The organism is Bacillus sp. BR3(2024), from assembly GCF_039134555.1.
Taxonomy (GTDB): domain Bacteria; phylum Bacillota; class Bacilli; order Bacillales; family Bacillaceae_G; genus Bacillus_A; species Bacillus_A cereus.
Window position 1 is genome coordinate 359,942 of record NZ_CP152433.1, and the last position, 26,253, is coordinate 386,194.

Consider the following 26,253-nt stretch of genomic DNA (forward strand, 5'->3'; position numbering starts at 1 on the left):
AGGGGAAATCTATACCACCTGCTTTTTGGTTTACAAAAATACCATTCATAAGCGATTTTAGTTAAAATAAATATTGCTGATTTTCACAAATTATAAATTGAGATTTTGAAATTGTATTCATAGTGAGAGGATTTGAATTTGAAATGATAGATAATTTTTGGCGTGAATTACCACGACCATTTTTCGTACTTGCACCAATGGAAGATGTGACAGACGTTGTTTTCCGTCACGTAGTAAGTGAAGCAGGTCGTCCGGACGTATTCTTCACAGAGTTTACAAACTCGGATAGCTATTGTCATCCAGAAGGTATGAAAAGTGTACGTGGCCGTTTAATTTTTACAGAAGACGAACAGCCGATGGTGGCACATATTTGGGGAGACAATCCCGAATACTTCCGTCAAATGAGTATTGGTATGGCAGAACTAGGATTTAAAGGCATCGATATTAACATGGGTTGCCCAGTACCGAACGTTGCATCAAGAGGAAAAGGTAGTGGCCTTATTCTACGTCCAGACGTTGCGGCAGAACTTATCCAAGCAGCAAAAGCGGGCGGACTACCTGTCAGCGTAAAAACACGACTTGGCTTTAAAGCGTTAAGCGAGTGGGAAGATTGGTTAACGCACATTTTCAAACAAGATATTGCAAACCTTTCTATTCACTTACGTACAAGAGAAGAAATGAGCCAAGTAGATGCGCATTGGGAACTAATTCCGGAAATTAAAAAATTACGTGACCGTATCGCACCAAATACGTTAATAACAATCAATGGAGACATCCTTGATCGTAAAATGGGGCTGGAACTTGCTGAAAAATACGGCATTGATGGCGTAATGATCGGACGAGGCATCTTCAAAAATCCATTTGCTTTTGAAAAAGAGCCAAGAGAGCATAGCAGTAAAGAGCACCTAGATCTTTTAAGACTACAACTTGATCTTCAAGATCAATATGCAGAAGTACTGCCACGCTCAATCACAGGGCTTCACCGCTTCTTCAAAATTTATGTAAAAGGCTTCCCTGGAGCTGCTGAATTGAGAAATCAATTGATGAGTACGAAATCGACTGATGAGGTGCGTGCTTTGTTGGATAAGTTTGAGGATAGTGTTGGTGTGGCTCAGGATAGTGAGACGGTGTAATACTTTGAAGATAGAGGGAAATGGATTGTATTAATTTGTGGGTAGTTATTTTATTTAGTTTTGAGTTTTTTTGTGAATGTAACTTTTTTTGTTGATACAGTCTGCTTGCTGAAAAAAGAAGTCTTTGAGAATATAATGAACTAACGAATACTCGTAAGGAGAAAAATGACAAGAGCTGGAGTAGAGTACATTAGGCTCTATCGAGGTATGAAATGTAATCTGAATAATAGACAGAAATAAAAAATCTCTTTATTTGAGCATGGCCATCAAGTTAAGAAAATGTATGATTTTTATCTAAATAGGACCTCCTTACATGCAGAGTGCATGTAAGGAGGTCCTATTTTATGTTCAAATTAATTAATTTAACAGCGGAAAAATTAAATCTAAATTTCCGATTATAAAAATATTGTTTTTCGACTTCTTTCGACATAATTTATAAAGTTAATTATTTAGTATTGGTATGAAGATCTTTTGAATAATAGTTATTTTTAAATATTCGATAATAATTTTAGAGTACTGTGGAATTTTCTTCTGATTTGAAGATTTTTTCTTATAGGAGCTACCAGAATTTTTTTATTTTAATTGGAGGGAAATTATGAAGAAAGTATTAATAGCTTTACTTACAGCAGGATTAATTACATCGGGTTGTCAAAAATCAACAGAATCAGTACCAACAAAAGAAGTAAGCCAAAATGTTAAGCAAGATGAGAAGAAAATTATGACGAATGAGAGCAATGATATTTCGACTTCAAATTTAAGTGGAATAGCAATGTACCTAAAAAAAACTTATCGACTTGAAGATTTAGAGAGAACGCTTTCATCCCCAAGAACAAAAGAGGAAACTAGATGGTTATATGTAGATAATTATGCTAAATATACATTTGAAAGTGATGGGAAAATTATTAATCATATTAAGATTGAATTATTAGAGCCAAAAGATTTGAAGTATAAGGATGCCTTCAAATTATTAGGTCTTGATATTATGTTAGGTACTAAAATTGAATCAGAAGGCACTGAGGCGGAAGGGTATGCAAAATATGATGTTCGAGGAAATGATGCGGAAAGTGTGCAGATTGAGAAGTTTTCAGGAACTGGGGGCGGTAGCATATCTGTAAGTGTGGATGGGGCTTTCAAAAATAAAGAAGGTACTGTTTGGTTGGATTGTGACCGGGATGGTAATGTGAAATTTATTGAAATGAATTATAAGGGTAAGGCGGTAGGAAATGAAACAAGTGTTGCTAACGAGAAATTAGAACCCTTTGATGCAGAGGCAGGATCGGAAGTAGGAAAGAATATTGCAAATATAAAAGTTTATGATACGAAGGATTTACTTATTGAACAAACCGGATTAGCCCCATTTTTATTTCAAGCAACGCTGTATGATAATCCAAATATGTATTATACAGCTGATTTTCCGATAAAAGTTCGAGTTGATAATAAGTCTACGGTAGAAGAAGCTGTGAAAATCGGAAATGAAATTAACAATTTAGTGGTAAGTGCTGTAAATAAAAAGTTTCCACATAAAAATTTTAGAGTCAAAACGTACATTTATCATACAGAATTGGATTCATCAGGTAATTTTAATGCTACTACATCAAAAAAATTGAAAATAATAGAAAATTAATATGTGAAACTTTGGGGATTTGATTTTAATAATAGGGCAGGGAGAAATAAAATAATGAATTGTACAGCATGTAATAAGAAATTATTGAAAACAAATAAGTACTGTACTAGTTGTGGTACAGAGAGAATAAATTTGGATGAATCAGAAGAACTATTTGATAATGGAGAATTCCATAACGATATTACGCCCCAAAATAGAAATGATAAAAACATAAAATTAATAAGAATTGCAAAAAAATCTCCTTGGTACGTGTGGATAATTGGGATTGTGTTTATAGTTATATTAGTTAACGTTCTAATTCAAAATAATAGTCCACAAGAAACAGTAAAAGGCTTTTTTAAAGCTCTTGAATCAAGAGATTTAAACAAAGCAGGTGAGTATATACATCCGAGTCTCCCTTGGGATGTAGAAGCTGGAAAACGTATTGGAATTCCAAAAAATGCGTCAATAGATATATTAAATATAGAAGAAAGAAAAGTTGGAGATAGAGCAAAATTAAAAGTTACGATAGATATCTCTCCAAAACCTTTATACGGCCCTAATCCTGACAATATTACTATTGATTTGAAGAAAGTTGACGGAAAGTGGCTAATTTATGATATGCAATAGTCTCCTATATGGATAAAATTCATCGAAACCCATAAACTCTAGTTTGTATAGAAGAAATATAACAATGTAAGAGACGAGCAGTGTATTTGAGGAATCAATGCACTGCTTTTATAGTTAACAAATATAAAATAGAATGTAGATCTAATGAACTAAGAAAAAATGAACCGAAAAGTTACTGTAACCCTTCTATAGAATCAAATTATTGCTTGGATTGTAGTATAGCCTCTATAATCATAAATTTGGTTAAGACTACAAAACCTCCCCCTAAAATGTTAAAGTAGTAACTTAACGACATTAATTTACACATGCTAAAAGCATTACTATAATCAACATTTCAGGAGGAAACCCAATGGCAATGAGCAACAACGATATATTAAAAAGAGTACGATACGCTTTAGATATAAAAGATATAGATATGGTAGAAATCTTTAAACTAGGCGGGATGGAAGTAACGAAAGAAGACGTAGTTGATATGCTTACAAAAATAAAGAGAGCTCCTCAGCATGAAGCTGAAAATGATGAGGTAGCTGAAGATGAGTACGTAAAAACATGCGATATGATGATGTTAGAGGCATTTTTAAATGGATTTATTACTTTAAAAAGAGGAAAGCAAGATCCGAAACCAGGGCAGCCTGCACCTGTACAGAGCAAGGAGAGTGCCAATAACCTTCTTCTAAAGAAAATGAAAATCGCACTATCTTTAACGAGTGAGGATGTACTTGATATATTAGATAGCGTAGGCGTTACGGTAACAAAAGGAGAGTTAGGCGCTCTATTAAGAAAGAAAGGCCATAAAAATTACAAAGAGTGTGGCGATAGATACGCAAGGAATTTCATTAAGGGATTAGGTGTAAAGTATAGAGGATAATGAGTTCGTTAAAGCAGTAAATGATATAATAGGTAGAGTAGGACGTTCGTATCCTACTCTTTTTTATTTGTAAAAATACTATGCCAGGTGATGAAATGGTACATACATATTTAGGTGAGACAATTAATTTTCATATAACTTATAAGAAGAAAAAGTCCGTGCGTCTTTTTGTGGATTCGTATGGAAATGTGGAAGTGCAGGCTCCGAAAGGGACACCTGTTGAATACTTAGTTCAGTTGCTAGAGGAAAAGTGGGATTGGATTCAGACAACACGTAAGGAAATGGCGGAGCGAGCGCGTGGACCACAGGAAAAGGATTATGATCAAGGAGAGGGCTTTTTGTATTTAGGGAATACGTATCCGATACAGATTTCCCAAGATGCAAGCATTGAGCAAGACAATGCGATTTTTGAAGGGGATAAGTTACATATTTATGTGAAAGAGCTTAAGGATGAGAAAATACAACAAGCTTTAAAACGATTTTACTATAAGCAGTGTAAATCTTTAGTAGAGAAGAGTATTAAAGTGCATCAAAGTAATTTCAAAACAAAACCACGTTCTATTCGTATTACAGATAGTAGTCGTACTTGGGGTACTTGCGATTCGAATTTACAACTAACATTCAATTGGAAGCTAGCAATGGCACCACAGCGAGTAATTGACTATGTGGTTGTTCATGAAATGTGTCATATGGTTCATTTAAATCATGATCGATCTTTTTGGCGTCTTGTCGGGAAGATAATGCCTGATTATAAAGAAATGGAGAATTGGTTAGCGTTATCTAGTTGGAAGATGACGGTTTAGGAAGGGATATCGATTTTTGTCTGTAAATCGATATTTCTTGTCGAATCGTTGATATATTGTGAGTTTTGATAGATATATTTTAAAAATCGTTGATATATTGTAAGTTATGATAGATATATTCGAAAAATCGTTGATATAATTTCATTTACCACAGGATTGTTCAACAAATCGAAAAGAGAAGAGGTCACAGCAGACATCTCCTCTTTTCGAGTATATAGATTATCGCCCAAACTTCACAATGAAAGTATCTGCTGTTTTCTCCATCTCATACCCACGATACCCCTCCGAAAGCAAAGCCTGCTGTCCACTAGCATCACTCATTAGAATACTTTGAATATCCGTCCAATCGCTTTCTTTATCTCCGCGCAATTTCTTCACAAAAACATACCGCAGACTACCACCATACTTCTCCTTTAGCGCAGCAATCGCCATCCCTTGCGCAAACTTATCCTTCAAACTCGGGATGTTAAAAGGAGCAACGGTGCAGCATACATAATCATATTTGCTATCTTCTTTTTGCAATTCGTCCATGATGACGTTTGCTAATATTTTTTGCATACCATTTCCTCGGCAGTTCGGATGAACGTTTGAGATTTCTTGATAGATGACGCGGTGCAGTTCACTTTCTGATAGACCAATATCAAGCCCTAAATGTTCATCGTCGATAGGAGGGACGAGTAGAGCGCGAAATGCGATGAGTTCGTTTTCGATAAAAGCACCGATCATCATGCCGTTTCCTTCTAGAATGTATTGAAATTCTTCTTGTGAGAGTGGTTGTAAACGACTTTTATCTTCTAGTGCTTCAACTACAATGTTTTGTAGTGATAAAATTTGTTCGATGTGCTCTAGTGATAGTAATGTAACGTGAAATGATTCGTTATTTTGTTTTAATGTTCCTTCGTATAGAACCGTCATATGATAGTCCTCCTTTAGCGTACAACGTCTTGAAAGACGGTTAGTTCTTGTAATGTATCTTCGTTTATTTCAATGCCGAGTCCGGGCTTTTCGTTTAAGCGAATGAATGGTACGTCGTAATGTAAGTTTCCGATGTCTTTTGTGAATTTTAATGGCCCTGTTAGCTCTACGCTCGTAATGATTTTTTTTGAGAAAGCGACATGGAATCCTGCGGAAGAGGCAACAGATGATTCGACCATTGATCCCACTTGGCATTCAATGCCTGCCATTTCTGCTTGATGAGCGAGCTTTACAGCTGGATATATGCCGCCGCATTTCATTAGTTTTATATTTACTTTATCAGCAGCTTCTAATTTAATAATTTGGCGCATTTCACGAGAACTTTTTAATCCTTCATCAATCATAAGCGGGAGGTCTGTTTTAGAACGAATATGAGCCATGGCATCAATATCGTCCGCGATAACAGGTTGTTCAATCCAGTCAATGTTTAAATGTCCTAATGAACGTAGTGCTGTTAATGTGTTTGCGCTATTTTTCCAGCCTTGGTTTACATCAACGCGAATAGCGATGTCATTTCCTACACGTTCTCGTACAGCTTCAATACGTTTCACATCTTCTTTTACATTTGTACCAACTTTCATTTTGAAAGATTGGTAACCTTTTTGAATCATAGAAGCAGCTTCTTCAGCCATGTTTTCTGGATCGGCAATACTTAAAACATGAGTGACAGGGAATTCTTCATGGTAGCGCCCGCCAATTAATTGATATACAGGTTGATTTAGTTTTTTGCCCATTATATCAAAACAAGCAATATCAATTGCGGCTTTCGCTGTTGGAACACCGTAAATTGTATTGTCCATCATGTCGTGTATTTTTTCGATATTCATTGGATTTTGCCCGATTAGAGCAGGGGTTAGCGTATGTTTTAAAGTATAGAAAGTACTTTCCCATGATTCACCTGTGACGTGATCATCAGCAACGCCTTCACCGTAACCGATAATACCTTCATCTGTTTCCATTTTGACGATAATAGAGGGCATATCAGAATAAGAGCCATAACTAATAACAAACGGATTGCGAAGCGGTAAACGAATTGCGTAAAGATGAATAGCTGTAATTTTCATTGAATAGAGACCCCTTCCTGTTTACAATAGTTTTATACATTTGATATAGTTGACGTTAAATAGTCGTTAATTAATGATAAGGAGTTAGAGAAAATGATGATAAAAATTGCAGTTGTCGGTTCAAAGGAGTTTATGGAGAACCTTTTTCCTATTGCTCAAAAATTAGAAGGAATAGAAATTGATCCATATATTTACCTTCATCCGGCGGAATCTTCTGAACTATTAAAGTGTTTAAAGCCTTGTGATGTCATCTTTTTCTCAGGTGCTTTACCTTATTATATGGCAAAAGAAATAAGAGAACAATTACAAATTCCAAGTACATACTTACAGCAAGACGAGACAACTGTCGCATCTTCAATTCTTTCTATCATGTATCATCAAAGTATTCAACCACATAACATTTCCATCGATTTAGTAGACCGCTCGTTTATTACAAATGTGTTCCATGATATCGGTATAAAAGAAAGTCCGCAAGTGTTGGATTATGAAAATATGCTGTGGAGTAAGGATGAGATAAATAGAGTTATCGATTTTCATGTAGCTAAATATCAATCTGGAGAGGCTCATTTAGCTTTAACTAGTATTCACGCTGTTTACGACGAGCTTCAAAAAATAGGTGTTCCTTCAGAGCGTATGATTGATCCAACACAATCCGTTATACATGGGCTAAAAGATGCAAAAATAAAAGCTGAGTTAGCAAAAAGCTATTCAGCTACTGTTGGTGCTTGTATTATTTCTTCCTTAGAATTACGAACGAGTTTGCTTGAAAAACTAGATGTCATTTCAAAAGAGCTACGTGGTTCATTTAAACAAGTGGATGAAATGACATGCATTTTGTATACAACTCGTGGTGATATCGAATCAATTATTAAAACAAATGCGATAGATAACTTGTTTGCGAGCGTAGAAGGAACGATAGCTATTGGATTTGGTTATGGGAAAACCGTGAAAGAAGCGGAGCAAAATGCAAAAATTGCTCAAAGTTTTGCAAAGAACAATCCAATAGATCGTTGTTTTTATATACTAACAAGTGATAAAGATTTGTTTGGTCCGTTCCCGAAAGAACAGAGAGTACAAAGTTTGAAAAATGATAATCCGGAACTAATGAAAATAGCGAAGGAAACGAAGCTTAGTCCGGCCAACTTGTCAAAAATCATTCAATTTAGTCAATCGCACCCGTCATTGAAGTTTACAGCAGCTGACCTTTCTGAGTATTTACAAGTGACTCGAAGATCGACAGAAAGGTTGTTAAAGAAATTAGTTGATTACGGGTATGCTCATATTTGCGGCGAGGAAATGCCCTATCAACAAGGGCGACCTCGCGCACTATATGAACTGAATTTACCGCTATTTTTAAGCTTCTAGTTGAGCTTTTTGTTTCTTTAGTAGTTCTGCTTTTTCAATGTCTGATAGTTTTACAATTGTGAAGCCTGTTATACCATAAATGATTGAGATAATAGGTACGATGAAATTTAAAATAGCATAAGGGGCATATTCAAATGCACCTACGCCAAGTGTAGCGAGAATAAATACACCGCACGTATTCCAAGGAACGAAGACAGAAGTTAATGTTCCGCCATCTTCTAATGCTCTGGATAAGTTTTTTGAATGTAGTCCTTTTTCCGTGTATGCATTTGCGTACATTCTTGAAGGGACAACAATTGAAATATATTGTTCAGAGCAAGTAAGGTTTGTTGCAAAACAAGATGCGATAGTAGAAGCGATAAGCCCTTTTGCTGATGTCGCTAACTTTAAAATTTGATTTACAATTGAGCGAAGAATACCTGTATGTTCTAATACTCCTCCGAAAGTCATAGCGACAATTGTCATCGAGACTGTATTCATCATCGAATCTAAGCCACCGCGGTTAAATAGTTCGTCTACTAGCTTGTTTCCAGTGTCTATAACAAATCCAGCTTGGAGTGCACCGACAGATGCTGAGACAGAATCACCTTGAATAAAGACTTGTGATAAAAATCCTAAAATAATACCGACGAGAATCGCTGGTATAGCAGGGACCTTTTTAGCGACCAATACCATAACGACTACGGGTATAATGAGTAGGAAAGGTGAGATAACAAAGTTTTGTTGCAATACTTGTAACGTTTGATCGATGCTCTTCGCATCGATATTGTTAGCGCCGAAGCTTCTTCCTAAGACCGCGTAGACGATAAGAGTAATAATTAAACCTGGAACTGTAGTAAATAACATATGACGAATGTGTGCGAATAAATCTGTATTTGTTAATCCTGCGGCTAAGTTAGTTGTGTCTGAAAGCGGTGACATTTTATCGCCAAAATAAGAGCCTGAAATAATGGCACCAGCAACCATTGGAGCTGGAATTCCCATACTTAGGCCAATTCCCATTCCAGCAACACCAATTGTGCCCATTGTAGACCAAGAGCTACCAATTGCTAATGCTACGATAGAACAAATGACGGTAATGGAAACTAAAAATAGTGATGGAGTTAAAAGTTTTAAACCGTAATAAATCATCGTTGCGACGATTCCACCGCCAATCCAAGCACCAATTGTTAAGCCAACAAGAATAATAATGACGATAGCGGGTAATGCAAGACGAATCCCTTTATACATTGCTTCTTCAAGATCATTCCATTTGTAACCGTAACGCCAAGCGACAATAGAAGCAACGGTTGTACCAATAATAAGTGGAACGTGAGGGGTTTGTTTTAATACAACAATTGTAACCATCATAACTGCAACGGTAATGATAATAGGGATAATCGCTATTCCAAAAGGTATTTCTTTTTTCATAAAGTTCCTCCTTGTTACGTATGTTTGTTTGTATTTTTAGAATTGTCGTAAAATAGACGTTTATTAGGTTATGATAACTAAAAGTTTATGTAAGCGTCAACATAAAAAACAGAAAATAAGGAATGTTCTAGTTGTTTGTTTAGTTTGTAATATAAGTGCAGAGTAAGCTTTTTAAGTATTTAAAAATAAATAATTGACTTTTTTCTTAAAATTCAATATGTTCATAAAAACATCTGTTTTTCATAAGTATAATTAACCCGAATCGTTTGTAATGTGGGAAGGAGACTGGAACGTTGAAAACATTAGAACTACAAGAGCGCTTAACGGAGATTTTTCAGCATTTACACGAAAACCCTGAAGTAAGTTGGAAAGAATATGAAACGACAGCGTATATTACTGACTTTTTAAAAGAAGAAGGAATTTCATATAGAACATTTGATGATTGTCCAGGTGTAATTGCTGAGATTGGAGGCGGGAATCCAGTTATTGCGATTCGTGCTGATATGGATGCACTTTGGCAAGAAGTAAATGGAGAATTTAAAGCGAACCATTCATGTGGCCATGATGCTCATATGACCATTGTAATGGGACTTATTTTACAATTGAAAAATATGAGATGGAAAAGTGGTACGGTTAGATTTATTTTTCAGCCAGCAGAAGAGAAGGGGAATGGTGCTTTGAAGATGGTGGAGAAAGGTGCTGTAGATGATGCTGATTTCTTATTTGGCGTCCATCTAAGACCAATTGAAGAACTATCTTTGAAACAAGCAGCCCCATCTATTCGTCATGGAGCAGCAGGATTTTTAGAGGGTATGATTCATGGGGAGGATGCACACGGGGCAAGACCACATCAAGGTGTGAATGCAATTGATGTCATTTCCATGATTAATATCGGTTTGAAAAATATTTGGCTGCCACCGCAAAGTTCTTATTCAGTAAAAATGACGAGATGCCAAGCGGGTGGTGATAATTTAAATATTATTCCGGGAAATGGTCATTTCAGTTTAGATGTAAGAGCAGAGAGTAATATACTATTAGAAGAATTAAAGAAAAAGATTGAGCATGTAATAGAATCAGCTGCATCGATGGGATCAAAAACTTCATACGAATGGATGGATCTTGCACCAGGAGCAGAGGTTTCCGAAGAAGCAGAGCGCTTTATGCGTAAAGGTATTCTCGAAGTGTATGGGGAAGAGAGATGCACAGGGCCTCTCTATACGACAGGAAGCGATGATTTCCATTACTATACAGTGAAAAGACCACATTTAAAAGCTGTCATGCTTGGACTAGGAGCAGACCTACAACCTGGATTACACCATCCGTATATGAGGTTTGATCATAGTTGTATTATGGATGGGGTAGAAATATTGAAACAAACTGTATTGAAAGTGTTAGAAGACAGGGGCTAGAGAGCTCCTGTTTTTTTGTCGTGAATTGTCGGCAAATCGATATATTTGAAAAAACGTTGATATATTTTGAGTTATGATAGATATATTGAGAAAATCGTTGATATATTTGAAGTTACGATAGATATATTAAGAAAATCGTTGATATATTTGAAGTTATGATAGATATATTGAGAAAATCGTTGATATATTTGAAGTTACGATAGATATATTAAGAAAATCGTTAATATAATTTCACGTACCTATTAATTTGATGAAAAATGAGCCTCCAGTACATGGTGTATAATAATAAGTACCATTTTTTAATAGGAGAAAACGAATGAACGAACAATATTACGATGCAGTTTTACATATAAAAACAGTCGGTGAGCAAAAAGGGTTTAACAAGTCTATGCATTATCATCGCTATGAACCGACACCGTATAGCGGGTTAGATGAGTTATTGAATCAATATGAAATACGAAGTAGCGACCGAATTGTAGACTTTGGGTGCGGAAAAGGGCGATTAAACTTTTATATGCATCATAAATGTGGTGCTTCAGCAGTTGGAATTGAAATGAATGAAGAGTTTTATAAAGAAGCGATGGATAATCGAGATCGTTATGCACGAAAGGCACGAAACAGTAAGGGGAAAATTCAATTCCAATGTTGTTTAGCGCAGGAATATGAGATTGATCCACATGATAATAGGTTTTATTTCTTTAATCCATTTTCTATACAAGTGTTTATGAATGTAGTAAATAACATTTTGCTTTCAGTAGAAGAAACGGGGAGAGAAGTGGATATTATTTTATATTATCCTTCTGAGGACTATATTTTCTTCTTAGAAAATCAGACTGCGTTTGAGCTGAAGAAAGAAGTTAGATTGCCAGGTGCTTATGAGAAGAATGGGAATGAGAGGTTTTTAGTTTATAGATTGGAGTGTTAATGTATGGGGGCTTGGGGAGTAGCAATATTATCAGACGATATTGCTGAAGATATTAAGTTACTGTATAAGGATTTGTTAGCAAATGAATATTCAAATGAGGACGCAAGTAGGATTGTAATTGAGGAATACAAGAATGAATTAGATAATGAAGAGACTATTGTTTTTTGGTTAGTATTTGCTTCCATACAATGGAGGTTAGGGAGACTTCAAGAGAATGTTAAGCAGGAGGCATTGCAAATAATAGAAAGTGGTGCAGATTTAGCCCGTTGGGAAGAAGAACCTAAATTACAGAAGAAACGTGAAGTAGTTTTAAATAAACTAAGAGAGCAGTTACATTCTCGGCAGCCAGAAGCTAAAAAAGTGCCGAAAAGATTTATAGCTAATACTTCTTTAAAAGCAGGTGATGCTGTTAGTTATGAATTAGTATCAGGGAGTTGTATTATTCTTAAAGTCATTGAGATTATTGAGGAATGGCACGGAGATAGGTATCCTCTATTTGAAATATGTGACTGGGAAGGCAAAGAAGTTCCTTCAAAGGAACAAATTAACCAATTTGGTTTAAAGAAAAGGATTTATGAAGATGGAAAGCAAGAAATGATGAAACTTGCTATTTATCCTTCAGGAAAAAGAGATAATCCAACTAAGAGAATGCAAATAGTAGCAGAAAATGTAAAAGTAGTATTGAATGTAGGTACACCTTATACAGTAATGAGTTGGAAGGAACTTGATAACTATTTACATGAAATATAATAAAAAAGACGCGCTACCAATAGGTAGCGCGTCTTTTTTATTAGTTACGGATTAAGTAATCAAATGCACCTAAAGCTGCGTTTGCACCTGAACCCATAGAGATGATGATTTGTTTGTACGGATTATTTGTACAGTCACCTGCAGCAAACACTCCTGGTACGTTTGTAGCGCCGTGCTTGTCTGTTACGATTTCACCGCGAACGCGTTCAACTGTTTCGCCTAACCAGTCTGTGTTTGGTACAAGACCGATTTGTACGAATACACCTTGTAATTCAACGTGATGAACTTCTTCAGTTTCACGATCGATGTAAGAAATACCGTTTACTTTATCAGTACCAGTGATTTCTTTCGTTTGAACGTTTTTCAGAACAGTTACGTTTGGTAAGCTGTTAAGACGCTCTTGTAATACAGCATCAGCTTTTAATTCTGGCATGAATTCAAGAACAGTTACGTGCTTAACGATACCTGCTAAGTCGATAGCTGCTTCAATACCAGAGTTACCTCCGCCGATAACTGCTACGTCTTTTCCAGTGAATAATGGACCGTCACAGTGTGGGCAATATGCTACACCTTTATTTTTGAACTCAGCTTCACCTGGTACGCCAACATTACGCCAGCGAGCACCTGTAGAAACGATTACGCTCTTACTTTTCAGAATAGCGCCGTTTTCAAGTTCCACTTCAATAAGTTCTTTTTTCTCTAAACGTTTCGCACGTTGTAGATTCATTACATCGATGTCGTATTCTTTTACGTGCTCTTCAAGGCTTGCTACTAGCTTAGGACCTTCAGTCTTTTTCACGCTGATGAAGTTCTCAATGCCCATAGTATCCATTACTTGACCACCGAAGCGCTCAGCAACGATACCAGTGCGGATGCCTTTACGTGCTGCGTAAATTGCTGCACTTGCACCAGCAGGGCCGCCACCAACAACAAGAACATCGTATGGATCTTTATCAGAAAGCTCTGATGCATCTGGACCGTTACCCATTTTAGCTAAAATTTCTTCAAGTGTCATACGACCGCTTCCGAAAGATTCGCCGTTTAGGTAAACAGTTGGTACTGCCATAATGTCTTTGCTTTCTACTTCCTCTTTGAATGCAGCGCCATCAATCATAGTATGTGTAATACCAGGGTTAAGAACGCTCATTACGTTAAGAGCTTGTACAACATCAGGACAGTTATGACAACTTAGGCTGATATAAGATTCAAAATGATATTCGCCTTGAATGTTTTTAATTTGATCGATTAATTTTTGTTCAACTTTTGGAGCGCGTCCACTTACTTGTAGTAAAGCTAACACTAATGATGTAAATTCGTGTCCTAATGGAATACCAGCGAATACGACACCAGTGTTTTCACCAGGGCGGTTTACGCTAAAGCTTGGTGTTCTCTCTAATTCAACTTTTTCTACTGTAATCTTAGATGACATAGTAGCTAATTCGTCTACTAGAGCTAACATATCTTTAGATACGTTATCGTCTCCTGCGCTTACTTTAAGTAAAATATCGTTCTCCATTAATTGAAGGTATTGGGATAGTTGTGTTTTTATATCTGCATCTAGTATCATTTTGATCGAACTCCTTAGATTTTGCCTACAAGGTCAAGGCTTGGTTTAAGTGTTGCAGAACCCTCTTGCCATTTAGCTGGGCAAACTTCACCTGGGTTGTTACGTACGTATTGAGCAGCTTTAATTTTGTTAACAAGAATGCTTGCGTCACGGCCGATACCGTCAGCATTGATTTCCATAGATTGGATAACGCCGTCTGGATCGATGATGAATGTACCACGAGCAGCAAGACCTTCTTCTTCCATTAAAACGTTGAAGTTTGTAGTGATTGTGCGAGTTGGGTCACCAATCATGATGTACTCGATTTTGCCGATAGTTTCTGAGCTATCATGCCATGCTTTGTGAGTGAAGTGAGTGTCTGTAGATACAGAGTATACTTCAACGCCTAAGTCTTTTAGAGTTGCGTATTGGTTTTGTAAGTCTTCAAGTTCAGTTGGGCAAACGAATGTGAAGTCAGCTGGGTAGAAACAAACTACACTCCATTTTCCTTTTAAACTTTCGTCAGTAACTTGGATAAATTCTCCATTATGGTAAGCATTAGCTTTAAACGGTTTTACTTCTGTGCCGATTAATAACATGTTAAAATTCCTCCTAAATGTTGGTTTTGAGCATCAAAAAATAGTGTGCTCATAAAATATATTTTTTAATTAACTATAATAATTCTAATTCGATATTAATTATCATATAGAAGTGGTTATTTTGTCAAGAGAATAAACCAACTTTATACCAATTTAATTAATATTTATTCTCAATTAAGACTAACAGGGAATGGAAAGGTAATTTTAAGTCTATAAATTTTAGATGAGTAGTTGAAAGTTTAGTGTGTATGTTAGAGATAGTGTGTAAGTTTAATTTCTTAGGAAGGAAATATTTCTTAGAAGTTATGTATTTGAAAAGGAACTGCTTATTTCTATTTTACAAAGAATTGTGCGATAAATAAAATAAAATGAATCGAAATCTTTTTGAACAATTTTTGTCATCTCAAATATATAATTAGGAAGTATATTACGATGATAGTTAGAAATATTGACTCAAAGTGCTAACGAGATATAATAAAACCTAGATATACCTTTCAAAAAGAAGAATACATATTTATAGGATGAAAAAATTCAACCTATTATTTTTTATAGCTTTTAGAAAACGCTTACAATTGGTGTGGAGGGGAAACCATGTCTAAGTTCACAAAGTATTTTTTAATGGAAGCTAAAGATGTGATTGCATATGTGAAAGAGAAATTATCTAAGTTTGAACATGCAAAGGGGTTACAGTGTAAAGAAATAGGTGATGGCAATTTAAATTATGTGTTCCGCGTTTGGGATGAAAAAGAGAACATGTCTGTCATCGTAAAGCAAGCTGGGGATACAGCTCGCATTTCAGATGAGTTTAAGTTGTCGACGAATCGTATTCGTATAGAATCAGATGTTTTGCAGTTAGAGGATGAGTTAGCACCTGGACTTGTTCCTAAGGTGTATTTATTTGATAGTGTGATGAATTGTTGCGTAATGGAAGATTTATCGGATCACACAATATTACGTACAGCACTTATAAATCATCAAATATTTCCGAGGCTTGCGGATGATTTAACTACTTTTATGGTAAATACACTTTTGTTAACATCGGATGTTGTAATGAATCATAAAGAGAAGAAGAAACTTGTGAAGAATTATATAAATCCTGAATTATGTGAGATTACAGAGGACCTCGTATATTCAGAACCATTTACAAATCATAATAAGCGTAATGAGTTATTTCCGTTAAATGAGGGATGGATTAGGGAACATATTTATAGTGATAAAGAGCTTCGTATGGAAGTAGCGAAACGTAAATTTTCTTTTATGACGAATGCACAGGCATTACTTCATGGTGATTTACATACTGGTTCTGTTTTTGTAAGAGATGATTCTACAAAGGTTATTGATCCTGAGTTTGCTTTTTATGGACCTATGGGATATGACGTTGGGAATGTAATGGCGAATTTAATGTTTGCTTGGGTGAATGCAGATGCAACGATGTCACCTGGAGCTGAGAAAGATACGTATATGGATTGGTTACAAACTACGATGGTAGAGGTAATTGATTTATTTAAGCAGAAGTTTTTAGGTGCTTGGGATATTCATGTGACCGAGATTATGGCGAAGGAAGAAGGCTTTAGCGAAGTCTATTTGCAATCTGTATTAGAGGATACAGCTGCAGTGACAGGTCTGGAATTAATTCGCCGTATTGTTGGATTAGCGAAAGTAAAAGATATTACTTGTATTGGGAATGAGGAAGCACGTGCTAGAGCGGAGCGAATTTGTCTTCAAGTAGCGAAGGGTTTTATTTTACGAGCGAATCAATATAGAACGGGCACAAGTTTTGTAGAAACGTTAAAAGAACAGTCAATGCACTACGCGAAGTAAGGGGAGAATATGATGGAAGAGCAATTAATACCAATTCAGTGGAAAGATGATGCTTTAGTTTTGTTAGATCAAACGTTATTACCAAATGAAATTGTCTATGAATCTTTTAAAACAGCTGAAAGTGTGTGGGATGCGATTCAAGTAATGAAAGTACGAGGTGCACCCGCGATTGGTGTTTCAGCTGCTTATGGAGTGTATTTAGGGATAAAGGAATTTGCTGAAAGTACGGAAGAGGGATTTATGGATGAAGTAAGAAAGGTATGTACATACTTGGCGACATCAAGACCGACTGCCGTAAATTTATTTTGGGCACTTGAAAGAATGGAAAGTGTAGCGACAGATAATATTCATTTATCAATCTCACAGCTGAAAAATAGATTACTAGAAGAGGCAAAAGAGATTCATAGAGAAGATGAAGAAATTAACCGTCAAATTGGAGAACATGCATTAACATTATTCCATGATGGAATGGGAGTATTAACACATTGTAATGCTGGTGCGTTAGCGACAACTAAGTATGGTACCGCGACAGCTCCCATGTACTTAGCGAAAGAAAAAGGATGGGACTTAAAAATCTATTCTGATGAAACACGCCCTAGATTACAAGGTTCAACGTTAACAGCATTAGAACTGCAGCGAGCAGGCATTGACGTTACTGTTATTACAGATAATATGGCAGCTATGGTCATGTCACAAGGGAAGATTGATGCGGTAATTGTTGGATGTGATCGTGTGGCAGCAAATGGTGATGTAGCAAATAAAATTGGCACATTAGGCGTATCTATTTTAGCTAAGTACTACAACATTCCGTTTTATGTAGCAGCGCCAACACCGACAATTGATTTAAAGACATCGACAGGAAAAGAAATTCCGATTGAAGAAAGAGATGCTTCTGAAGTGATTAATCGCTTCGGACAATATTCTGCTCCGAAAGAAAGTAAAGTATATAATCCAGCATTTGATGTTACTCCACATGAAAATGTAACAGCGATTATTACAGAAAAAGGGATTGTAAAGGCACCGTTTACGGAGAATTTAAAAAAGCTATTTCAATAAGTAGATAAATGTAAAAGTCAGTCATCATAAGCTTCATACTTAGGGGGATGTATATGTTATTACAAAAAGAAAGAGAAGAAATTGTAGCGTATGGAAAGAAAATGATTTCTAGTGGTTTAACAAAGGGAACGGGCGGTAATATTAGTATCTTTAATCGTGAACAAGGTCTTGTTGCGATTAGCCCAAGTGGTTTAGAGTATTATGAAACAAAGCCTGAAGATGTAGTTATATTAAACCTAGATGGTGAAGTAGTAGAAGGAGAGAGAAAACCATCAAGTGAATTAGATATGCACCTTATTTACTATAGGAAGCGTGAAGATATAAATGCGCTTGTGCATACACACTCTCCTTACGCGAAGACGATTGCATCATTAGGATGGGAGCTTCCTGCTGTATCGTATTTAATTGCTTTCGCAGGACCGAATGTGCGCTGTGCACCGTATGAAACATTTGGTACGAAGCAATTAGCGGAGGCTGCTTTTGAAGGCATGATTGATCGCCGTGCTGTTTTACTTGCAAATCACGGTTTAATTGCTGGTGCAAATAATATAAAAATGGCGTTTACTGTTGCAGAAGAGATTGAGTTTTGTGCTCAAATTTATTATCAAACGAAAAGCATTGGGGAACCAAAGCTATTGCCAGAAGATGAGATGGAGAATTTGGCGAAGAAGTTTGAAGGGTATGGGCAGCAGTAGAATGAAACAAAAACACCCTCAAGAAATCTTGAGGGTGTTTTTTAAGCTTTTTTAAGCAACAAATACATAAAGTAAGGAGCCCCAATTAAAGCAACGACAATACCTGCTGGAATGCCATTAGGATCAACGATATTTCGTCCGATTGTATCTGCTAATAATAATAGCCATCCGCCGATTAAAAGGGCGATAGGCATGAAGATTTGATGTCTTGGACCTACTAAAGATTTCGCGATATGAGGTGCCATTAATCCGATAAAGCTAATTCCTCCTGTTACGGAAACAGCTGCGGCTGCAAGTGCAACGGCTGCAACTAATAAGTACCTGCGTTCTTTTTCAATTTCAATTCCAACGCCAATTGCGACTGGTTCGTTTAATGCTAAAATGTTTAATCGATTTGCTTTATAGAAAACAAACGGAATGAATACGATTAACCATGGGAGCATTGCTAAAACGAAAATCCAGTCATCTCCCCAAATATTTCCGGCAATCCATTTTGAGATAAAGTCCACTTTCATACGATCAGCGGATGAAATAAGGACAATCATCGCTCCAGATAGTGCAAATGCAAAACCGATACCAGTTAATGTTAATCGTATTGGTTGAAGTCCAGTTGATTTACTATATGAAAACACGTAAATTAGAACAGCTGTCAGAAATGCCCCAATAAATCCAACGACAGGTAGTAAGTAAAGAAATGAACCTACGTCTATTGGAAAGTATAAAAAGAAAATAGCAACAGCAACACCAGCCCCAGAGTTAATACCAAGAATACCAGGTTCAGCTAAATCATTTCGGGTAATTCCTTGCAGAATAGCCCCTGATAAAGCGAGAGCCATACCAGCTAATAATGTAATGACAATTCTAGGTAGTCTTAAAGAGTATAAAACAAACTCCTCTTTAAAAGTCCCTTGCCCCATTAATGTTGGGAGTAGTCGATCATAAGATAAAGATGCTGAACCAAGTCCCATTCCAACTACAATGGTTGTGATGATTACTATAAGTAAAGCGAGTATAATGAGACGCTGTTTTCTTAAAATAGATTGCATCATGAGAATGTTTTTCCTCCTTTACGTACAATGAATAGGAAGAATGGTAACCCTACAATCGCAACAATTGCCGCAACTGGTGTTTCGTATGGAGCGTTAATAGTACGTCCGATTGTATCTGCAAGTAGCATAAAGGAAGCTCCAGCAATTGCTGACATCGGTATAACAAATCGGTAATCTGGACCGACAATTGGGCGTACCATGTGAGGTACCATTAAGCCGATAAATGCCATATTTCCAACAAGCGCTACAGATGCACCTGCAAGTAAGATGATAATGATAAATAAAATAGTTTTAATAACAATAATTTTTTGACCTAGTCCAATAGCCACTTCTTCACTGAAACTAAGAACTGTCAATTTTTTTGCTAGTAAGATAGCGATAAAGATACTAATTGAAATGACTGGAATAATAATTTTTAATTGGCTCCAAGTTGTTCCAATTACGCCCCCAGCAGTCCAAAGTGATACATCTTGTGAAATTTTAAAGTAAATGCCGATTCCTTCTGAAATTGCGAGTAGAAATGCTGAAACTGCAGCGCCCGCTAATACAATTCGAAGAGGAGAAAGGCCGCCTTTTTTCACCATACCAATTCCAAATACCATAATTGCGCCAATTGCAGCACCGATAAAGCAAGCTAATGTTAAGTAAAGATAGCTGATGGAAGGGTTGAAAGCAAGTGTCAGTGCAAGCGCAGCATTTGCTCCACCAGATAGCCCTAATAATCCAGGGTCCGCAAGTGGATTTCGTGTTAATCCTTGCATAATTGCCCCAGAAACGGCTAATCCAGCTCCTACAAAAATAGCAGCAACTTCACGTGGTAAACGTATTTCTCGAATAATAGATATTTTGTCTCCTTTAGCGGAGGAAGTGAGTGCTAACCATACATCTTTTATCGAAGTATCTGCAGCACCTAATACCATTGCAACCATAAAAATAAGAAAGAATGAAATTAAGCTTAAAATTAGTTTGTATGTAAAAGCTATAGAACGTGGATTGTCATGATCTTTTGTCATTCGTTTCACATCTTTTCTGTTCATAGAATAAAGGAAGAGGAATTCTTAAATTAAGAATTCCTCATGTTTGTATTATTTACCAAGAAAGCTCTTCTTGAAGAAGTCTAGTTGGAAATCTAATGTAAGTGGATCATTGAAATAGAATTCCATCATGTTTGCTTCATATACGCGATTATTTTTTACTGCTGGGATGTTTTTATATGATTCTGTCTCTTGGAATGAGTTATCAGTATCTTTGTTTTTACTTACGATTAAGTAATCACCAGCAAATTCAGGTAATACCTCAGTAGATAATGCGTAGTAACCTTCTTTTAATGCTTTCTCTTTTACTTTTTCAGGCATTTTTAATTTCATTTCTTGGTACAGGATTTCTGTTCCACGGCCCCAGTTCTCGCCGTATACATAAAGCTGTTTGTTGAAGTTTTCTACAACAGAAACTGTTGCATCTTCACCGATTTTTGCTTTAATTTCTTTACCAGCTTCTTGTGCACGTTTCTTGAAGTCATCAACCCAAGTTTTTGCTTCTTTTTCTTTATTTAATAACTTACCGATTTCTAAATGCTGTGTTAAGTAATCAACTTTTCCGTAAGTGTATGTTACAGTAGGCGCGATTTTCTTTAACTTATCGACATTTTTAACATTTGATAAACCGATGATTAAATCTGGATTTAGTTCAGCGATTTTTTCAACATTTTCATCAGATACTTCAGCAACATCTTTAAGTTTGCTATCAAAACGTGGGTTTTGTTTAGACCATGAATCTACCCCAACAAGATTTACACCTAATGACATTACGTTACCAGCGAATGATGATAATACAACAACGCGTTTTGGATTTGCAGGAACTTCTACTTTTTTACCATCTTCAGATTGGTATGTAATTGTTTCTGATTTGCTACCTTTTGCATCGTTCTTTTTGTCTGTAGAGCTATTGCTACAAGCGCTCATAACAAGAACGAAAAGGACTGTTAGTGAAATAAATAACTTTTTCATCGTCTTTCTCCTTTAACATAGATGATATGTGTATACAATAATTTGTTTAACTGCAATCTTTTTGAAATAGTAGTGGTAATGCAAAAAAATTTATTAAAAATCTTGAATATGAGATTTTATAATATAGTAATAACCATATTAATGAAAGAAGATGTAATCTCAAATTTGCTAATTATTAACAAAATGATAATGATTATCACTATTGATTCTTTAAATAATATAATTTTATATAGGTGTATTGTCAATAGTAATTTTGATTGTAAATTTTGCGGAAACAGGTTATATTTTATTGAGAATGATAATCAACGATTAATAGCTGAGGAGTGAGCACGAATGAATCGAGAAGAATTGTTTGATGTAACCGTGATAGGCGGAGGACCTGCAGGGCTTTATTCAGCTTTTTATAGTGGACTCAGAGAAATGAGAACGAAAATAATAGAATTTCAACCACATTTAGGTGGAAAAATACATGTGTATCCGGAAAAAATGATTTGGGATGTAGGAGGACTATTGCCAGTTACAGGTGATAAGTTAATTGAACAACTTGTACAGCAAGGGTTAACATTTAAGCCGGAAGTTGTATTAGATACAAAAGTAGAATCGATTATTCGTAATCAAGATGGTACTTTTACATTAAAAACAAGTACTGGCGAAGAACACTTTTCAAAAACAGTTATTGTCGCAACAGGAAGTGGTATATTGAAACCGCAAAAGTTATCTATTGAAGGTGCTGAGCGATTTGAAGTATCGAATTTAAATTATACAGTTAAATCTTTAAAGCGTTTTAAAGGTAAAACAGTTATTATTTCCGGTGGAGGCAATTCTGCTGTTGATTGGGCAAATGAATTGGAACCAATTGCGAAAAAAGTGTATGTAACTTATAGAAAAGAAGAATTATCTGGTCATGAAGCACAAGTAAAACAACTTATGAACAGCTCAGCGGAGTGTTTCTTTAATACATCGATTACAAAATTAATTGCCGGTGATAATCATGAAGCGATCGAATATGTAGAATTAACAAATCATGAAACAGGTGAGGTTTCTCATTTACCTATTGATGAAGTTATTATTAATCATGGATATGAACGCGACATTACATTATTAGAAAATAGTGAGTTAGACGTTGCAATTATAGATAATTATTATATTGCAGGTAATGCAAATAGTGAGTCTTCAGTAGATGGATTATATGCTGCTGGAGATATTTTAAAGCACGAAGGGAAACTACACTTAATTGCAGGTGCATTCCAAGATGCTGGAAATGCTGTGAATAAAGCAAAGCAATTTATCCAACCAGATGCAAGTGAGTACGGAATGGTTTCTTCTCATAATGAAGTATTTAAGAAGAGAAATCGCGAACTGATTAAGCAGATGATAAAATAATAAGGAACAAGTATACCCCCACATACTTCTCTATTCAAATGGATGAGAGATGTACGTGGGGGTTTTCCTGTTTACTATATTTTCAATCATTATAATGACACCGGTTTCATCAGTTCATATGATATGAACATTTTATTGGTAAAGCATCCTAGAAAACAATTTAGATATGTTTTGCTTACGCAGAACATGGCTAAATTACGCTGTCCCTTTAGCGCGTTCATTAGGAAATGGCATATTTAGTATAGAAGCAATATACTGTTTTCCGTGTTTTCGAGCCAATGATTCTAATATTTGACGGACGCGTTTTGTAAGATGGCCTTGTTTTTTGATGGCTTCACAATATGCGTCATAGAAAGCATATTTAGCCCAAAGGAAATCATCTTGTTGGAATAAGAAATGATTTTTGTACCATTCACCAATTGTATGATAACAATTGTTTTCATGTATTGCTGTGCTTTGAGAAAGAAAACGATCAGATAAAGATACATTCAAATGAGAAATTGTGTTTTCTGTTTCAACTTGTAGTGTTTTTTCTAACATTGTAATGATGTGACGAGTAGCCATATGTTAACTCTCCTTTGTGTAAATGGGTAATACCATTCTATATTTAAAAAATTCTTACTATATAATACTATACAATATATGGAATGCATCTACCTGCTTTTTGAACTGCATTTACAAAATCTTTTTTATTTGTTTACAAAAATAAAGTAAAGTAAGATACAGTATAGATGAAAAAATAATAAAGGAATGAACGCATTGTATATAACAGTAGAAGAGACTGCGGAGTATTTGAATTTACCAAAATCGTATATTGAAGAGTTAATTCAGCAAAAGAAAATTCGTGCGCTATTCGATGGAGAGCAATATTTAGTAAATAAAGAACAATTTAATACACATTTAGAACAAATGGAGAAATATAAGCAATTAGTGGAAGAAATATTGAACGAACCAATTCCAGAAGATATGGATGTTAAAGACGAAGATTAAACTATGGAAAATCCCTTATGAAGATATGCAGAAATGTATATTCATAAGGGATTTTTTGTTTGAAGATATCAAAAACATAAGGAGTTCTTAGCCTTTCTTCAAATTTTGATAGGTAGTAGTCTACCATGTTAAAAGCATATTTTTTTCTAGCTAGGACAAACATAGAGAACGTAACCTGTACAGATACATATACTATCAGTGCAAAAGCTTATAAATTAATGGAAGGGGTTTTCTCGTGAGTTTATTTCATTGTGATTTTCTGAAAGACTTAATTGGATCTTTTGTGAGAGTAAACAGGGGTGGTCCAGAATCTCAAAAAGGGACAATAGTCGCTGTATGTTCGGATTACTTTGTATTAAAGAATGAAAAAGGAGAGCTCTATTACTATCAGATTCGTCATCTGAAAAGTATTACAAAAAATGTGAAAGATTGTAAAGCAGATGATTGCAGATGGTTGGAATGTGAATGTGAAGATGACTTTGAAAAGTTACTTCAAAGCTTCAAATATTGCTGGGTGAAAATTAATCGTGGTGGCCCAGAGAAAGTTGAAGGTATTTTACAAGATGTTTCTTGTGAATTTGTGACACTAATTGTAAAAGAAGAAGTTATATTAGTTGCAGTATCTCATATTAAGAGTGTAACAGTACCTTGTAGAGAGAGCGAAGAAAGCGAAAGTGAAAGCGAAAGTGAAAGTAATGATTCAGGTCGAGCTCGCGCACAAAGACAGTCAAGAAGAGGAAGATAATAAGAAAGGAGGATACAAATTTGGAAAGTATATTATGCTGTGAACAAATTAAAGGCTTAGTCGGTGAGACTGTAAAAGTAAATCTTCGTGGACCAGAGAGTCGAGTGGGGGTACTTGTATCGTTAGGAAGAGATTACCTTACATTACAACTTCCTCTTGGTGAATTAGTATATTACCAATTGAAACATGTGAAGAGTCTAGTTAAGAAAGTGAAAGAAAGTAAATGTGGCGATGGCTATGTTTCATGTTTCTGCTCTGATGATGATACTTTCGTCGATGTATTACGTGACTTGAAGTATAAGTGGGTAAAGATTAACCGTGGCGGCCCAGAGTGTGTAGAAGGCCTACTAAGTGAAGTGCATGAAGAATGTATTACGCTAGTAAACGGTGATGAAGTTATTTATATCATTAATTATCATATTAAGAGTGTGAGTCAAGTAGTGAAATGTAAAAAGAATGAAGATGAATAATGTTTAATAAATAAGAGGGGCATTATGAGGGAAAGAGAAGAACAATTTCTTATTTCGATAGTATGAAAAGGAATTACTTACTATTAAGACAGAACATTGCCCTGATTATTTTTTTGAAACGGAAGATAGGAAAGCTGAAATTCATAGGAAGGAGGATATAGATGAATGAGTTAAACAAAAGTATTGGGGAAAATATATATGTTAAATTAATCGGTGAAAAAAGGTTTAAAGGTATATTAATAGACGTAGGAAATGACATTATTGTTCTTTACAATGGACAAGACTATGTATATATATCTTTATATCATGTACAATACTATAAATTTTTAAGACCACATGACGAAGACATACTAAAACCAGATGTTGATTCTGTAATTAAGAGGGAATCCCCTTCAATTTCTTTGAGAAAAGTATTAAGTACTTCTAAAGGGATTTTTACAGAAGTTTATGTAGCAGGAAATGCTCCAATACATGGTTATGTTACAAGTGTGATGAACGACTATATTGTTTTTTATAGTCCGGTTTATAAAACGGTATATATATCTTTAAAGCATTTAAAATGGTTAATTCCGTATAAAGAAAACCAAGTACCGTATGCCCTCAATAAAAATGAACTCCCCGTAAATCCGTTAAATATTACATTAGCTAGAACATTTGAAGAACAGCTTATTAAAATGACTGGGAAAATTATGGTGTTTGATTTAGGTGAGGAGTCCAATAAAATTGGAAAAATGGCGAAAATTGATGAAGGTCATATTGAAATATCAAAAGCACGTGATGCAAAAATGTATGTGAATATTCAACATGTAAAATCCGTCCATTGTCCGTAGATTAGTTGGAAGGGCTGACTTTTTCTTTTATATGCAGAAGAAAAGGTCGAGCCTATTTGTTTTAGTTTAATTTGAAGATGAGGGGAAAAATGAATTGAATATAAACATAGTATAGTGTGATTTTTTAA

General features: G+C 35.5%; 26 protein-coding genes. 17 read left to right on the forward strand and 9 right to left on the reverse strand.

The window, feature by feature from the left end; translation table 11 throughout:
* Positions 1-143: 143 nt before the first annotated feature.
* The 5 genes from V7S45_RS01950 to V7S45_RS01970 all read left to right on the forward strand — a co-directional run bounded on the left by V7S45_RS01950 (position 144) and on the right by V7S45_RS01970 (position 5,037).
* A complete protein-coding gene (locus V7S45_RS01950; protein ID WP_000566701.1) occupies positions 144-1,133 on the forward strand; it encodes a tRNA-dihydrouridine synthase in 990 nt (329 codons plus the stop codon).
* Between the two features lie 595 nt (positions 1,134-1,728).
* The gene (locus tag V7S45_RS01955) at positions 1,729-2,757 is read left to right on the forward strand and encodes a hypothetical protein (protein ID WP_000756602.1); all 1,029 of its coding nucleotides are present in this window, start codon (positions 1,729-1,731) and stop codon (positions 2,755-2,757) included.
* A 54-nt stretch (positions 2,758-2,811) separates the two neighbouring features.
* On the forward strand, positions 2,812-3,366 hold the full coding sequence (locus tag V7S45_RS01960) for a zinc ribbon domain-containing protein (protein ID WP_000995851.1): 555 nt from the start codon (positions 2,812-2,814) through the stop codon (positions 3,364-3,366).
* A gap of 349 nt (positions 3,367-3,715) precedes the next feature.
* On the forward strand, positions 3,716-4,234 hold the full coding sequence (locus V7S45_RS01965) for a DUF1456 family protein (protein ID WP_001251702.1): 519 nt from the start codon (positions 3,716-3,718) through the stop codon (positions 4,232-4,234).
* A 95-nt stretch (positions 4,235-4,329) separates the two neighbouring features.
* Positions 4,330-5,037 (forward strand): SprT family zinc-dependent metalloprotease, encoded by a 708-nt coding sequence (locus V7S45_RS01970; RefSeq protein ID WP_000233760.1) that lies wholly within the window; start codon positions 4,330-4,332, stop codon positions 5,035-5,037.
* Between the two features lie 219 nt (positions 5,038-5,256).
* On the opposite strand, the gene V7S45_RS01975 is transcribed toward V7S45_RS01970, so the two are convergent.
* Together V7S45_RS01975 and V7S45_RS01980 are read right to left on the reverse strand one after the other, a co-directional pair.
* Positions 5,257-5,952 (reverse strand): hypothetical protein, encoded by a 696-nt coding sequence (locus V7S45_RS01975; RefSeq protein ID WP_000217554.1) that lies wholly within the window; start codon positions 5,950-5,952, stop codon positions 5,257-5,259.
* A 14-nt stretch (positions 5,953-5,966) separates the two neighbouring features.
* Positions 5,967-7,076, reverse strand: a complete 1,110-nt coding sequence (locus V7S45_RS01980) for a dipeptide epimerase (protein ID WP_000704497.1) — start codon at positions 7,074-7,076, stop codon at positions 5,967-5,969.
* A 93-nt stretch (positions 7,077-7,169) separates the two neighbouring features.
* Between V7S45_RS01980 and V7S45_RS01985 the strand changes: the two genes are divergently transcribed.
* Positions 7,170-8,441, forward strand: coding sequence for a hypothetical protein (locus V7S45_RS01985; protein WP_025687139.1), 1,272 nt, complete (start codon positions 7,170-7,172; stop codon positions 8,439-8,441).
* On the opposite strand, the gene nhaC is transcribed toward V7S45_RS01985, so the two are convergent.
* Entirely contained in the window at positions 8,430-9,851 is a 1,422-nt protein-coding gene (gene nhaC / locus V7S45_RS01990; protein ID WP_342761636.1) for a Na+/H+ antiporter NhaC, read from the reverse strand. The two genes, V7S45_RS01985 and nhaC, sit on opposite strands and share 12 nt — an antisense overlap.
* Before the next feature lie 293 nt (positions 9,852-10,144).
* On the opposite strand from nhaC, the gene V7S45_RS01995 reads away from it, so the two are divergent.
* From V7S45_RS01995 to V7S45_RS02005, 3 genes are all read left to right on the forward strand, one after another.
* Entirely contained in the window at positions 10,145-11,260 is a 1,116-nt protein-coding gene (locus V7S45_RS01995) for a M20 peptidase aminoacylase family protein (RefSeq protein ID WP_000853516.1), read from the forward strand.
* A 316-nt stretch (positions 11,261-11,576) separates the two neighbouring features.
* On the forward strand, positions 11,577-12,185 hold the full coding sequence (locus V7S45_RS02000) for a class I SAM-dependent methyltransferase (protein WP_001005621.1): 609 nt from the start codon (positions 11,577-11,579) through the stop codon (positions 12,183-12,185).
* 3 nt (positions 12,186-12,188) lie between these two features.
* Entirely contained in the window at positions 12,189-12,935 is a 747-nt protein-coding gene (locus V7S45_RS02005; protein WP_000501503.1) for a hypothetical protein, read from the forward strand.
* 40 nt (positions 12,936-12,975) lie between these two features.
* On the opposite strand, the gene ahpF is transcribed toward V7S45_RS02005, so the two are convergent.
* Positions 12,976-14,502 carry an alkyl hydroperoxide reductase subunit F gene (gene ahpF, locus V7S45_RS02010; RefSeq protein ID WP_000599508.1) on the reverse strand — a complete coding sequence of 509 codons (1,527 nt, stop codon included), beginning with the start codon at positions 14,500-14,502 and terminating at the stop codon, positions 12,976-12,978.
* Positions 14,503-14,516: 14 nt separating this feature from the next.
* Positions 14,517-15,080: an alkyl hydroperoxide reductase subunit C gene (gene ahpC / locus V7S45_RS02015; RefSeq protein ID WP_000924420.1), complete on the reverse strand. Its 564-nt coding sequence runs from the start codon at positions 15,078-15,080 to the stop codon at positions 14,517-14,519.
* A gap of 591 nt (positions 15,081-15,671) precedes the next feature.
* Between ahpC and mtnK the strand changes: the two genes are divergently transcribed.
* From mtnK to V7S45_RS02030, 3 genes are read left to right on the forward strand one after another with little or no spacing between them, the layout of a single operon-like run.
* Positions 15,672-16,901 carry an S-methyl-5-thioribose kinase gene (mtnK, locus tag V7S45_RS02020; RefSeq protein WP_000033226.1) on the forward strand — a complete coding sequence of 410 codons (1,230 nt, stop codon included), beginning with the start codon at positions 15,672-15,674 and terminating at the stop codon, positions 16,899-16,901.
* Between the two features lie 9 nt (positions 16,902-16,910).
* A complete protein-coding gene (gene mtnA / locus V7S45_RS02025; RefSeq protein WP_025690395.1) occupies positions 16,911-17,957 on the forward strand; it encodes an S-methyl-5-thioribose-1-phosphate isomerase in 1,047 nt (348 codons plus the stop codon).
* Positions 17,958-18,010: 53 nt separating this feature from the next.
* Positions 18,011-18,652, forward strand: coding sequence for an L-fuculose-phosphate aldolase (locus V7S45_RS02030; protein ID WP_000926557.1), 642 nt, complete (start codon positions 18,011-18,013; stop codon positions 18,650-18,652).
* 41 nt (positions 18,653-18,693) lie between these two features.
* Here the strand turns inward: V7S45_RS02030 and V7S45_RS02035 are convergent, their stop codons facing one another.
* From V7S45_RS02035 to V7S45_RS02045, 3 genes are read right to left on the reverse strand one after another with little or no spacing between them, the layout of a single operon-like run.
* The gene (locus V7S45_RS02035; RefSeq protein WP_000983751.1) at positions 18,694-19,701 is read right to left on the reverse strand and encodes an iron ABC transporter permease; all 1,008 of its coding nucleotides are present in this window, start codon (positions 19,699-19,701) and stop codon (positions 18,694-18,696) included.
* The gene (locus V7S45_RS02040) at positions 19,698-20,738 is read right to left on the reverse strand and encodes an iron ABC transporter permease (protein ID WP_342761637.1); all 1,041 of its coding nucleotides are present in this window, start codon (positions 20,736-20,738) and stop codon (positions 19,698-19,700) included. Before V7S45_RS02040 ends, V7S45_RS02035 begins: the two co-directional genes overlap by 4 nt.
* A 48-nt stretch (positions 20,739-20,786) precedes the next feature.
* Positions 20,787-21,707, reverse strand: a complete 921-nt coding sequence (locus V7S45_RS02045) for an iron-hydroxamate ABC transporter substrate-binding protein (RefSeq protein ID WP_000732597.1) — start codon at positions 21,705-21,707, stop codon at positions 20,787-20,789.
* Positions 21,708-22,040: 333 nt separating this feature from the next.
* Here V7S45_RS02045 and V7S45_RS02050 point away from each other — a divergent pair, with 333 nt between their 5' ends.
* Entirely contained in the window at positions 22,041-23,090 is a 1,050-nt protein-coding gene (locus V7S45_RS02050) for an NAD(P)/FAD-dependent oxidoreductase (protein ID WP_001078298.1), read from the forward strand.
* 195 nt (positions 23,091-23,285) lie between these two features.
* Here V7S45_RS02050 and V7S45_RS02055 read toward each other — a convergent pair whose 3' ends face one another.
* Positions 23,286-23,654 (reverse strand): hypothetical protein, encoded by a 369-nt coding sequence (locus V7S45_RS02055; protein WP_000235474.1) that lies wholly within the window; start codon positions 23,652-23,654, stop codon positions 23,286-23,288.
* A 186-nt stretch (positions 23,655-23,840) separates the two neighbouring features.
* Here V7S45_RS02055 and V7S45_RS02060 point away from each other — a divergent pair, with 186 nt between their 5' ends.
* The 4 genes from V7S45_RS02060 (at position 23,841) to V7S45_RS02075 (ending at position 26,125) form a co-directional block, all read left to right on the forward strand.
* Positions 23,841-24,080, forward strand: a complete 240-nt coding sequence (locus tag V7S45_RS02060; protein WP_001998970.1) for a helix-turn-helix domain-containing protein — start codon at positions 23,841-23,843, stop codon at positions 24,078-24,080.
* 235 nt (positions 24,081-24,315) lie between these two features.
* Entirely contained in the window at positions 24,316-24,825 is a 510-nt protein-coding gene (locus tag V7S45_RS02065) for a hypothetical protein (protein WP_000051536.1), read from the forward strand.
* A gap of 20 nt (positions 24,826-24,845) precedes the next feature.
* Entirely contained in the window at positions 24,846-25,295 is a 450-nt protein-coding gene (locus tag V7S45_RS02070; RefSeq protein ID WP_000443836.1) for a hypothetical protein, read from the forward strand.
* A 161-nt stretch (positions 25,296-25,456) separates the two neighbouring features.
* Complete coding sequence (locus tag V7S45_RS02075; RefSeq protein WP_001004268.1) at positions 25,457-26,125, forward strand: hypothetical protein; 669 nt, start codon at positions 25,457-25,459, stop codon at positions 26,123-26,125.
* The last annotated feature ends 128 nt before the right edge of the window (positions 26,126-26,253 follow it).